Annotated in this window: 8 protein-coding genes and 1 pseudogene; 3 read left to right on the forward strand and 6 right to left on the reverse strand. The window is 64.3% G+C overall.

The features are described 5' to 3' along the window. Together ACZ7GB_RS16525 and ACZ7GB_RS16530 are read right to left on the reverse strand one after the other, a co-directional pair. Nucleotides 1–755: pseudogene (locus ACZ7GB_RS16525) on the reverse strand (IS5 family transposase); the annotation flags it as partial. Between the two features lie 170 nt (nt 756–925). After that, on the reverse strand, nt 926–5,680 hold the full coding sequence (locus tag ACZ7GB_RS16530) for a fibronectin type III domain-containing protein (protein ID WP_472159572.1): 4,755 nt from the start codon (nt 5,678–5,680) through the stop codon (nt 926–928). A 499-nt stretch (nt 5,681–6,179) separates the two neighbouring features. Between ACZ7GB_RS16530 and ACZ7GB_RS16535 the strand changes: the two genes are divergently transcribed. The 3 genes from ACZ7GB_RS16535 to ACZ7GB_RS16545 are packed head-to-tail and all read left to right on the forward strand — an operon-like array spanning nt 6,180 to nt 7,845. Beyond that, nucleotides 6,180–6,692 (forward strand): phage tail protein, encoded by a 513-nt coding sequence (locus tag ACZ7GB_RS16535; RefSeq protein ID WP_078523019.1) that lies wholly within the window; start codon nt 6,180–6,182, stop codon nt 6,690–6,692. A gap of 39 nt (nt 6,693–6,731) precedes the next feature. Then, complete coding sequence (locus ACZ7GB_RS16540; RefSeq protein WP_472159574.1) at nt 6,732–7,271, forward strand: phage tail protein; 540 nt, start codon at nt 6,732–6,734, stop codon at nt 7,269–7,271. 55 nt (nt 7,272–7,326) lie between these two features. Further along, nucleotides 7,327–7,845, forward strand: a complete 519-nt coding sequence (locus ACZ7GB_RS16545) for a phage tail protein (protein ID WP_472159733.1) — start codon at nt 7,327–7,329, stop codon at nt 7,843–7,845. 141 nt (nt 7,846–7,986) lie between these two features. Here the strand turns inward: ACZ7GB_RS16545 and ACZ7GB_RS16550 are convergent, their stop codons facing one another. Genes ACZ7GB_RS16550 through ACZ7GB_RS16565 form a run of 4 tightly spaced genes read right to left on the reverse strand, consistent with a single transcriptional unit; the run spans nt 7,987 to nt 11,696 of the window. Continuing rightward, nucleotides 7,987–9,120 (reverse strand): ABC transporter permease, encoded by a 1,134-nt coding sequence (locus ACZ7GB_RS16550; RefSeq protein WP_472159576.1) that lies wholly within the window; start codon nt 9,118–9,120, stop codon nt 7,987–7,989. Next, entirely contained in the window at nt 9,117–10,097 is a 981-nt protein-coding gene (locus ACZ7GB_RS16555; RefSeq protein WP_472159577.1) for an ABC transporter ATP-binding protein, read from the reverse strand. The genes ACZ7GB_RS16550 and ACZ7GB_RS16555 overlap by 4 nt, the downstream gene beginning before the upstream one ends. Continuing rightward, entirely contained in the window at nt 10,094–11,047 is a 954-nt protein-coding gene (locus ACZ7GB_RS16560) for an HlyD family secretion protein (protein ID WP_472159578.1), read from the reverse strand. Before ACZ7GB_RS16560 ends, ACZ7GB_RS16555 begins: the two co-directional genes overlap by 4 nt. Beyond that, on the reverse strand, nt 11,040–11,696 hold the full coding sequence (locus ACZ7GB_RS16565; RefSeq protein ID WP_472159579.1) for a TetR/AcrR family transcriptional regulator: 657 nt from the start codon (nt 11,694–11,696) through the stop codon (nt 11,040–11,042). The genes ACZ7GB_RS16560 and ACZ7GB_RS16565 overlap by 8 nt, the downstream gene beginning before the upstream one ends. Nucleotides 11,697–11,860 lie beyond the last annotated feature (164 nt).

Raw genomic sequence — 11,860 nt, forward strand, 5'->3', positions numbered from 1 at the left:
GGGCTTGCCTCGGGACTTCCGGCCCGGGATGAAGGGCTTGATGCCCTTGTCCGGCAAGCCTTCACGATACCAGTCGGCGTCATAGCCCCGATCGGCCAACAGCCATTCGGCCTCGGGCAGGCTTGCTCAGCAGGGCCGCCGCACCGGTGTAGTCGCTGACCTGGCCGGCTGTCATGAAGAACTTGATCGGGCGGCCGTTCGCGTCCATGACGGCATGCAACTTGGTGTTCATGCCACCTGTTCTCCGGAAAACGATCCCCCGGATCGTTTTCTGATCTTCGAACTCCGCCCAATCAGCCGGCCACGCCCCCCTTATTCAACCGCAGGCTCGAAGCCGTGCGGTGCGCCTTGAGATACTTGCGCAGGCTCACTCGAACGCATGGCGTTCGCTTGCTCACATCGATCATCACTGTCTTCCGGTCGGCGGCCTCGGAAGCAAGCCCCTCCATCATCCGGGCGAAAATACCCCGTTCGTGGCTTCTCTCGGACCAGTGGCGTTCAGCCACTCACCTCCAGCGCTTCCATCGGTTTTAGAGGGTCTTCTGTGGACCATACTCTGGCGGCGCATCGGACCAACGCAAGCCATTACGATTGATGAAGACTATTCCGCTCACGACCCGCCGGTCATCGATCCGCGGTTTGCCATGGCTCTTTGGAAGTCAGGAAGGTCAGAAAACAGTCCAGTGGACTGTTATCCTGACGAACGGCCGCAGCCGCGCCATCTGCTCGTCGCTCAGCCAGAAAAGACTGCTCATCATGCCCCCATCAGTTCGGGAGCGTGAATTACGCCGGCGAGGCGGTCGCAAGCCGATAAATGGGTCCAGACCCAAGCTGGTCTATCGTTGATCCCAAGGCGTCAAGCTGAAACAGGAACGGGGCGAGGATGCACATCCTCGCCCCGTTTGGTTTTCGGCTGTCTCCCGCGTCAGAACTGCTTGGACAGTCTCAGCGAGATGCTGTTGCTGTGGCTGTTCGACCCCGAGGTGTTGCGCAGGTCGATGCTGAGCTGCGTGCCGCCCTTGAAGGCGATATTCGTGCCCAGCCCGATCGTGAGCAGGTCCTGATCGGATTGCGGCAGGTTCAGCACATATTGCGAGCCGTTCACCAGATCCGCATAGCTCATCCCCGCGGCGATATCGCGGTTCATCACCCGGTTATATTCCAGCCGGAAGTTCGGCGAGACCGTCCCGAAGCTTGTTTTTCGGGTGAAGCCGCCGCGCAGGCCAAAGTCGAACTGGGTCGAGCCGAAGCTTTGGCGGTCGAAGCTCAGCGCATCGGCCGGGTCCGCAGTGCGCTCGGTAAAGGCATTCAGATGCCCCGAGATCACCTGCATTCCCGCATAGGGCGAGAGCATCCAGTTATCCTGCCGGAACTCCATCCCGGCGCGGACCTGTGCGAAGACCTGAGAGCCATCGCGCGAACCATAGGCCATATCCGGCCCGCCCGAGATCGCGCGGCGACTGTCGAAGCCCAGCGTGCCATAGCCCGCCAGCACATCGACAAAGCCGCGTTCGCCGGTGCGGAAGGTCCCGTAGACCACCGCGTTCACGCTATGCCCGCTGGTCTTCGAGCCATCGCCGCCGATATCAGAGCGCCCGTTGCCATAGCCAAGCCCGAGCCCGAGGACCGCATCCGCGCTGGGTTGGTAGTCGAGACCCGCGCTGAGCCCGTTGCTATGAAGGTCGATTGCGCCGTCCTTCGTCAGGTTCAGCGTGCCCGCCGTCCAGATCGCGGTTTGCGGGCCGAACAGGTTCTCGGAGGTGCCGCTGGTCGAGACGGATGGGGTCGGCGCAGCAGCTGCGCCACGCGTAGCCCCTCGGCTCGGCGCGGGCGTACCGCCCGTCTTGTTCTCGAACGGATCGACCGGGTCGGCAAAACCGCGCGCGCGGGTCACGCTGGGAATGCCCAGACGCGCGCCGAAACTGTCGCGCAGGCCATTGCCGTCGCGCAGCGCTTCGAGATGCGAGGAGAAGTTCCCGATCTGCGTGCGGGCGAATTGCATCGCCATGGTGTTCTGCGCGGTCACGATCCCGATCACATCCGGATCCTGTGTCGGATCGGGCGCGACCTCGACCAGAACCGTCAGCGTGGCGCTGCCCGGCGCGTAGCTCGCATTGCCGGCGGTCGTGCCGGTGATCTGGCAGCTACCCGCCGCGACCGGCGTGACCACAGCGCCGCTGAGCGTGCAGACCGACGGCGTCGCGTTGCTTAGCGTCACCGTCAGGCCAGAGATCGCCGTCGCGGTTGCTGCGAAAGGCGCAGTGCCGATCCGCACCGGAGAGCTGACCGGGGCGAAGGTGATCGTATCGGTCTGGCGCGCCACGGTGGCGGTGATGGTGTAGCTTTGCGTCGCGATCCCATCGGCTGCGGTGGCTACCACGGTGATCGTGTTCGCCCCCGTCGCCAGCGAGACCGGTGCCGACGCGCTGCCCGAGGCGGTCGCATTGCCGTTCACGGTGAGGCTCGCGCCGCTATCCGTGGCCGTCGGCGTGACGGTGATCGAGCCCGTGCCATAGGGCAGGTCCACCGAATAGCCGCTCGTGCGCGAACTGAACACGGGGCTCAACGTGCCCTGGCTCACGCTCAGCGCCGAGAGCGTCGCGACATTTGACAGATAGGCGAACTGATCCGCGCTGGTGGCGCTCGAGGTGCCGCCCGGCGCGGTCACGCTTACATGCACCGTGCCGGTGCCCGAAGGCGCGGTCGCGGTGATCTGGCTGTCGGAATTGACGGTGAAGCCGCTCGCGGCCTTCCCCCCGAAGCTGACCGCCGTCGCGCCGGTGAAATCGCTCCCCGTCAGCGTGACGGAGGTGCCGCCGCTGGCCGACCCCTGTGCCGGGCTGATCGCGGTGATCGTGGGGGCGGCGCGCTGGATCGCGATGGTGATCGTGGCGCTTTGGAAGCTCGCATTCGGCGTGCTGGCATCATGGCCGCTTACGGTGAAGCTGTAGCTGCCATTGGCCGTGGGCGTGCCGCTGAGCGTGCCGGTGGCTGAGAGCGACAGCCCCGGCGGGAACGAGCCGGTCTTCGCGGCCGTGTCGAACGTGTAGGGCCCGGTGCCGCCCGAGACGCTCAGCGTGGCCGAGTAGCTCGTGCCGACCTGCCCATCCGACAGCGCGCCCGAGGTCACGGTGAAAGTGGGCGCCGAGACGGTGATCGTGACCGTCGCGGGAGCGGAGGTGCCCGTCGCGTTCGTGCCGGTATAGGTGAAGCTGTCCGCGCCGTGATAGCCCGCCGTGGGCGTATAGCTGATCGTGGTGCCGCTCACCTTGGTCGAGCCGTGGCTGGGCCCCGAGGCGACCGTGACCGATGTCGCCGCGCCGCCGGAGAAATTCAGCGGCACCGCGGTGTCGGTCGAGCCATATCCTACGGTGAGGCTCACGGCATTCGCGGTCGGCGCCGCCAGCGGCGAGACGCTGTTCGACGCGGCCGAGGCCGAGCCGGTGCCTGCAGAGTTGGTCGCGGTGACGGTGAAGCTGTAGCTAGTGCCGTTCGTGAGGCCCGACACGGTAATCGGCGAGCCGGTCCCGGTTCCGGTGAGCCCGCCCGGCGTGGAGGTCACGGTGTATCCGGTGATCGTCGCGCCGCCGTCGGAACCGGGTGGGGTGAAGCTGACCTCGGCTTGACTATCGCCCGCCTTCGCGGTGCCGATCGTCGGCGCGCCCGGTACGACCGCGTTCACGGCGAAGTTCTGCGTGACGGTCGGGGCGGGATTATAGGTGCTGTCGCCCGCCTGATCGGCGTCGATCGAGCAGGTGCCCCCTGAGACGAAGGTCAGCGCGCCACCTGCGGTGATCGTGCAGACTCCGGCGGTGGTCGAAGAGAAGCTGACCGTCAGGCCGGAGGACGCGGTTGCGTTCAGCGTCGGCGAGGTGCCGTAATCCTGCGCGCCCGGATTGGCGAAGGTGATGGTTTGGCCCGCCGTCGGCGTGACGCTGTTCGAGGGCGCTGAGAACCCGGCCGATCCGTAGCCGTTATCGGCGCTGACCGTGAACGTATAAGCCGTACCGGCGGTCAATCCGTTGACGGAGATCGACGTGCCGGTGCCATTCGCGGTTTTGTTTCCAGGTGAAGACACCACTGTGTAATCCTGGATCGGCGCGCCCCCGGTATCGGTGGGTGGGGTGAAGCTCACGGTGGCGCTCTCGACGCCGGCGACGGCTGTGACATTGGTGGGTGGCGGAGCCGTGGTCGGGTTGACGGTGAAACTCTGCGTGACGGTTTGCGCCGCAAGATAGCTGCCATTGCCCGCCTGATCTGCATCGACCGAGCAGGTGCCCGCCGAGACGAATGTCAGAGCGCCGCTCGAGGTGATCGTGCAGACGCTCGTCGTGGAGGACGTGAAGCTGACCGTCAGGCCGGACGAAGCGGTTGCGCTCAGCGTCGGCGAGGTGCCGTAGGTTTGCGCACCCGGATTGGTGAATGTGATTGTCTGAGCGGCCTTCGGGGTCACCGCGTTCGAGGCGCTGGAGGCAGGGCTCGTCCCGACGGAATTCGTCGCGGTGACGGTGAAGGTATAGCTGGTGCCGTTGGTCAGGCCCGTTACCGTAATCGGCGAGCTGCTCCCGGTACCGGTGAACCCGCCCTGCGTGGCGGTCACGGTGTATCCGGTGATCGTCGCGCCGCCATCGGAGGCGGGCGGGGTGAAGCTGACCTCGGCTTGTCCATCGCCCGCCGTCGCGGTGCCGATTGTGGGCGCGCCCGGCGCGACCGCGTTCACGGCGAAGCTCTGCGTGACGGTCGGGGCGGGGTTATAGGTGCCATCGCCCCCCTGATCGGCGTCGATCGTACAGGTGCCGGTCGAGATAAAGGTCAGAGCGCCACCAGAGGTGATGGTGCAGACCCCGGTGGTGGTCGAAGAAAAGCTTACCGGCAGGCCGGAGGACGCGGTTGCGCTCAGCGTCGGCGAGGTGCCGTAATTCTGCGCGCCCGGATTGGCGAAGGTGATCGTCTGTGCAGCCTTCGGCGTTACTGCGTTCGAGGGGTTCGAGGCCGGGCTCGTCCCGAAGTTATTCGTCGCGGTGACGGTGAAGGTATAGCTGGTGCCGTTCGTGAGGCCGTTCACTGTGATCGGGGAGGCGGTCGTGCCGGTTCCGGTGAAGCTACCCGGCGTTGAGGTCACGGTGTAGCCGGTGATCGGGTCGCCGCCATTCGAGGCTGGGGGCGAGAAGCTGACCTGCGCGCTGCTATCGGCGGCCGTGGCCGAGACATTCGTCGGTGCATCCGGTGCGGTCGCGGGGGCCGGGAAGGTGAATGTGACGGTGTAGGTGGTATTGGTTGTGGTATTTCCGCCCGAGGAGATGCCCGATGCGTAATAGAGCGTGACCGGAACTCCGCTGGCCGGATAGGTCGTCGGAGCGGTGTCCAGAGTGACCGTGTAAGTCGGGAAAATATAGGTGCCGGTGCTTGTGTCGAGATTCGGGGATACCGTGATCACCGCGCCTGAATTCGGATCCGTGAAGGTCTGGCTCGTGATCTGATTATTAACCGTGTCGCCCTGGATCGGCCAATAGGCGTTCGCGTTGACCCCCGTCGCGTCATAGAGGCCATATTGGACATCGAGACATTCCGCACTCACGTTGAGCGTCTTTGTCGACCCCTGCCCGCCATCCAATAACAGCGTCGTGCCGGTGCCGCAGGCGGCCAGAGAGGCGCTCGCCCCGGCGGTTGTCAGAAGCACGCCTGCCAGAAGTCGCAAAATGAAAATTCGGAGGGTCGAAATTCGCGTTATGCGAGAAAATCGGTTGGATGCCTTATTGACGGCGCATGCAATGCGACCGCTCAGCGTCAATGCCCTGAACATATCTTGTTGTCCCCACTGAAATTGCAGCGTGGCCCGGACGCATCAATGCAAATCGTCTGAAAATCCCCGTGGGGCAATTGGTAAAATAATGCGCGAGTCTCTGCTCCCTGATGTTGACGCTATGTCGCGTATTAATTTTCGTCAATCTTTAGCGCGTATTGCCGGGATCTTGCCGAAATGTGCCGACAGGGCTGTGGCGCGAAGAGCGCAGTCGCCGGGTGGCCAGGGGGCGTCATCTGCAGCGCTCTCGCGCGCGCATCGCGAGCTCCCGTTTGGGTAATTTGTCAATATAGTCCCACAACACATAGTTGTAAGTTGTCGCAGGACATATTCGCCCGTAGCCTCGCCTTAGAGGAGAATTCAAGGGAACAGTTCGATGGAACCATTTCTGGGCATGATCATGCCCGTAGCCTTCGATTTCGCGCCGCAGGGCTGGGCGTTGTGTAATGGACAGTTGATGAGCATCGCGCAGTATTCTGCGCTTTTCTCGCTTCTCGGGACCGAGTTCGGCGGGGACGGGCGGACCACGTTCGGCCTCCCGGATCTTCGTGGGCGCAGCCCGCGCGGTGCCACCATGCAGGCGCGCGGGCAAAAACTGGGGAGCGAGGCGGTCACGCTCACGGACGCCACGATGCCCAGCCACAGCCACCCTTTCGTGGCCTCGCAGCTGGCGATCGCGGGACGCGCGCCGATTGCGCCCGACGACATGGTGATCGCTTCGGGCAATATTCCCGCTGGCAATCTCTATGGCAGCGCCGAGGCGCCGGTCGCGCTGGCGCAGACCAATATCGGTCACACGGGCGGCGGAATCGCGCATCCCAACATGCAGCCCTCGCTTTGCGTCAATTACGTCATCGCCCTCCAGGGCATCTTCCCGCAGCGCGCGTAAAGCGCGCAACGGATCCGCCGGAACGGAGAGGATATATTCATGGACCCCATTGTCGGACAAATCACGCTGTTTGCCTTCCCGCGCACGCCGCGCGGCTGGCTCAGCTGTCAGGGGCAGTTGTTGCCCATCAACCAATATCAGATGCTGTTCTCGCTTATCGGAACCCAATATGGCGGCGACGGCGTCACGACTTTCGGCGTGCCGGATCTGCGCGGGCGCATTCCGCTCGGCATGGGACACGCGCCGGGGCTCTCGGTCTACAAGGTCGGCGACAAGGTCGGTGAGGAGACGGTCACGTTGAGCGTCGCGGAGATGCCGTCGCATTCCCACGCGATCCAGGCGTCGAGCCAGAGCCCGGCCGCCAACGCGACCGCCGTGCCCGGCCCGGAGGTCGAGTTCGCGACCGCAGATGGCACGGGTGTCACGCGCTACGCGGCCCAGCCCGGTGGCGCGCCCGCGACGCTGAACCCGGCCTCGATCGGGTCGAGCGGTGCGTCCCACCCGCACCAGAACATGATGCCGACCACGGTGATGAACTACTGCATCGCCTATGACGGTATTTACCCGCCGCGCTCGTAAGCGCGCCCGGTCTTTTCGGAAAGGACAGGATATGGACCCCATTCTTTGCACGGTCATGCCATTTCCCTACAATTTCATCCCCAAGGGTTGGATGCCTTGTGACGGGCAGGTCTTGCCGATGTCACAATACTCGGCGGTCTACTCGTTGATCGGGACGACCTATGGCGGGGACGGGCGCACGACCTTCGGGCTGCCCAATCTCAACGGAGGCAGTGGTTCGCCGTTGAGCGTCGTTGCCGGACAGGGCGTAGGGCCGGGGCTTACCCCTCGCGCGCTCGGCCAGCGGGTGGGCAGCGATACGGTGACGCTGACCGAAGCCGATCTGCCGCCGCATTCGCATTCGCTTTCGGTGTTTCCTGAAGGCACGGATGCGAGTGCCGCGCCGACTGCAGGCGATACCTGGATCTCGACGGGGGCCAATGGCTATACCGGCACGCCAATCCAGGATGCGACCAGCTTTGCGCCCGGCGCGATCGCACCCACTGGCGGCAGCCAGCCGCATGAGAACGATCAGCCGACGCTAGGGCTCGTCTATTGCATCGCCATGCAGGGTATCTACCCGAGCTTCGACTGAAAAAACCGCGCGCCCCGCGAGGCGCGCGACCTGCAATTCAAAGGGGCGGTCGCAGCGCGGCGCGCCCCTTTTTCGTGGGATGAGCTGCCGTGAGAAATCGCGACGCGCTCCGACCTGATCCGAACCCCTTGCCGAAGCGCCTCAATCCAGCGTCTGCCGATAGCGCAGCATCGAGATCAGCATGATCACCACGCCGATGATGAAGATCGCCCGCAAGTCGCCGGTGATGTCGGTCAGGTGCGCGCCTTTCAGCATCACCTTGCGCACGATGCGCAGGAAATGCGTGGCGGGGATCGCCGAGCCGATCACCTGCGCCCAGCCGGGCATGCCGGCGTAGGGGAACATGAAACCCGAGAGCAGGATGGTGGGCAGGATTGTCATGAAGCTCGCCTGCATGGCTTGCATCTGGGTGCGCACGAGGGTCGAGATCAGGAAGCCGAGGGCGAGGTTCACTACGATGTAGAGGTTGAACCCGATGAAGAAGGCCAGCCCCGATCCGAGGAACGGCACCCCGAACAGAAGCTTCCCGGCGATCAGGAACACGACGGTCTGGATGTAGCCGATCACGACATAGGGCAGGATCTTGCCCAGCATCACCTCGAGCGGCCGGACCGGTGTGGCGATCAGGGTCTCCATCGTGCCGCGCTCTGTCTCGCGCACGATCGCGATGGCGGTGATCAGCACCATCGTCATCGCGAGGATCACGGCGATCAGGCCGGGCACGATGTTCAGCGAGGTTTTGCTCGCCGGGTTGAATTGCTTGTGCACCACGACCGAGAAGGGCGGCGGTTGCCCTGCGACCGGGGCGAGGGGGCCCTGGAAGGTCTGCTTCACCGCAGTGTCGATGATCCCCGACAGCGCGCCGACAGCGGTGCCCACGGCCGTCGGGTCGGACGCGTCGGCGCTGACGAGCAGTTTCGGCGACAGGCCTCGCACGATGTCGCGCTCGAAATTGGGCGGAATGACCACGACGAAATTTGCCGTGCCGTCGCGGAGCGCCTGATCGCCTTCCTCAGCGCTGGTGACGATGCCCTCGAATTTGAAATAATCCGAGGTCTCCATGCCCGACAGCACCGCGCGCGCCACCGGGCTTTCATCGGCCATCTCGATCAGGGTGGGCAGGTGGTGCGGGTCGGAATTGATGATGTAGCCGAACATGACCAGCTGCAGGATCGGGATGCCGATCATCATCGCAAAGGTCATCCGGTCGCGCCGCATCTGGATGAATTCCTTGTAGAGCACCGCTCCAAAACGCGACAAAGAGAACCAACTCATGCGGAGGGGCCTCCGTTGATACCGAAATTGTCGGCCGCTGTCGCCATCAGGTAGATGAAGACCTCTTCAAGCTCGGCCTCTTTCTTCTCCCATTTGCGCGCGTCGTTCTCTCCGCTCTTTTCAGCGACGACCGCGTCGAGCCCGGCGCTGTCGGTCGAGGACACATGAAGCTGGGCGCCGAAGCGCGCGACCTGTTCGACCCGTGGATCGGCGCGCAGCTCTTCCTCCAACTGGATCAAGTCGGGGCCGGAGACCCGCCATGTGGTCAGGCCGACCTGATGCGGGATCTCGGCCGCCGGGCCGTCGATCAGCTTCTTCCCATAGGCGATGTAGGCGATGTAATCGCATTGCACCGCCTCATCCATGTAATGCGTCGAGACCAGCACCGTGACGCCCTGCTTGCTGAGCTGGCGGATTTCGTCCCAGAAGTCGCGCCGCGCCTTCGGGTCGACCCCGGCTGTGGGTTCGTCGAGAAGCAGGAGCGCGGGCTTGTGCTGCATGCAGGCGGCCAGCGCCAGACGCTGTTTCCACCCGCCCGACAGAGTGCCCGCCAACTGCTTGCCGCGCCCTTCGAGGCCTAGGGTCCGCAGGGTCTCGTCCACCACATTCTTGCGGTTCTTCACCCGATACATCCGCGCCATGAAGTCGAGGTTCTCGCGGATCGTCAGATCGCCATAGAGCGAGAACTTCTGCGTCATGTAGCCGACGTTTTCCTTGATCGCGCGCGCCTCCATGTGGATGTCGTAGCCGAGCGTGTGACCTTCGCCGCCATCGGGGGTGAGCAGGGCGCACATCATCCGGATCGTGGTGGTCTTGCCCGAACCGTTGGGCCCGATGAAGCCGTAGATCGCGCCTTTGGGCACTGACATATCGACCGCGTTTACCACCTTCTTGCCGTTGTAGATCTTCGTGAGCCCCTTCACGACGATCGCGGGCTCGCTCCGGTCGCTCACGCTGTCGGCGGGTGTCGTGCTCATTGCGGCCGCCTCAGGCTGACCGGCTGGCCCGGCAGGAGCGACACGCCCGCCGGGATTCGCGCCTCGGCCCGGAACACGAGCCGCGAGCGTTCTTCGCGCGAGTAGATGATCGGGGGCGTGTATTGCGGCTCTGAAGCCATCTTGCTGATCGTCACCTTGATGTCGGGGTCACAGCCGTCGCATTCCATCTCCAGCTGATCGCCAATGGCGAAATCCGCGCGCTCGGCCTCGGGCAGGAAGAACAGGACCTTGAGCGCGTTCGGCGGCAGGATAGACAGCACAGGCGCCCCGGCTGCGGCCACTTCCCCGGCCTTGTAATAGATCGTCTCGATCCGACCGGCCACGGGGGCGGTGACCGTCATGTCATCCAGCTGCGACCGCGCGAGATCGGCATCGGCCTGTGCTGCCTCAAGCGTTTTCTGGGCGGCCAGAACCTGCGCGCTGCGCGCGGGCAGGGCCGCCACTTCGAGCTGCGCCTTGAGCTGGGCCACCTGCGCCTCGGCTTCTTCCAGAGCGGCGCGGTCGACGTCCACCTTGGCCTGCGCGACGATCTCGCGGGCGAACAGGTCCTCGGTGCGTTTCAGCGCGGATTCCGCGAGATTACGATGCGCGATGGCTTGCTCCAGCGAGGCCTTGATCACCTCGATCTCGGGGTCGCGCGATCCGGTCTCGAGGTTGTTGAGATTGGCGCTGGCAGTCCCGATCTTGGCCTCGGCAGCCCGCAGCGCCGCCTGCTGTTTCGTCGAATCCATGTCGAAGAGGAACTGATCGGCCTTCACGTTGTCGCCTTCGATCGCCGCCAGCGTCTTGATGCGTCCGGTGACCGAAGGGGCGACATAGACGTATTCTCCCTCCACATAGCCGGAGTAATGCGGCACCGGGGCGTCCCCATAGCCGGGAATGATCGCGGTGAGCAGGGCGCTGATCCACGCAACAATGGTATCAAGCATCGGTCGAACCCTCCGGTGACAGGAAAACGCCGTGGAATAGAATGTCGAGGTGGTTCTCGATCAGCCGATCGAGCGACAGCCCGTCCTCCGGCACGACATCGAAGATCTCCGCAAGCAGAAGATGGACGACGATCGGGCCGATGATCGAGCGCAGGGTCAGTTCGGGATCGACCGGGCGCAACTGGCCTGACGCGATGCCCTGTCGGATGATTTCGGTGGCGGCGGGCAGGACGTGGTCGAACACCTCGCGCCGATACATCGCGGCGATCTCGGGGGCGACGACGGCCTCGCGGATCACGACCTTGGGCACCGCCAGCACTTTCGGATCCCCGAGCGAGGTCGCGATCAGCGAGAACAGCGCGCGCAGCGTGGAGCGCGCGTCGTCGGACGTCATCGCGACCAAGGATTGCGCCCGCGTGGCGATCGGAGAAACCGCCCGGCGCACCAAGCCTTCGAGGATCGCCTGTTTCGACGGGAAGTAGAGGTAGACGGCGCCCTTGGAGAGACCCGCCGTCTTGGCGATCTGCGCCACCGACGTATGGGCGTAACCCTTTTCATCGAAGAGCGAGAGCGCCGCGTCGAGCACCTCGTCAGGCCGCGCCTCTGCGCGACGTCGAAATTTGGGCTCGGGCGAGTCGGGATCTGTCATGGGGAGAAAATAACTGACCGGTCAGTCAGTAGCAAGAATATTGACACAGGTCCCTATATCTTTCGACAACTGCAGGAGAAAGACGGGGGCTAGGTCCGACGCCGTTGGTCTTTCGCGGAAGTTGAGGGAAAAATCGCTCAAGGCGAGCAGGCACCGTTGCGCCA

The organism is Thioclava sp. PTB-PU3-1, assembly GCF_055666785.1.

Coding starts and splice junctions, on each gene's coding strand:
- ACZ7GB_RS16550 (WP_472159576.1), bottom strand. CDS start 9,120: ATGAGTTGGTTCTCTTTGTCGCGTTTTGGAGCGGTGCTCTACAAGGAA.
- ACZ7GB_RS16555 (WP_472159577.1), bottom strand. CDS start 10,097: ATGAGCACGACACCCGCCGACAGCGTGAGCGACCGGAGCGAGCCCGCG.
- ACZ7GB_RS16535 (WP_078523019.1), top strand. CDS start 6,180: ATGGAACCATTTCTGGGCATGATCATGCCCGTAGCCTTCGATTTCGCG.
- ACZ7GB_RS16545 (WP_472159733.1), top strand. CDS start 7,327: ATGCCATTTCCCTACAATTTCATCCCCAAGGGTTGGATGCCTTGTGAC.
- ACZ7GB_RS16560 (WP_472159578.1), bottom strand. CDS start 11,047: ATGCTTGATACCATTGTTGCGTGGATCAGCGCCCTGCTCACCGCGATC.
- ACZ7GB_RS16565 (WP_472159579.1), bottom strand. CDS start 11,696: ATGACAGATCCCGACTCGCCCGAGCCCAAATTTCGACGTCGCGCAGAG.
- ACZ7GB_RS16540 (WP_472159574.1), top strand. CDS start 6,732: ATGGACCCCATTGTCGGACAAATCACGCTGTTTGCCTTCCCGCGCACG.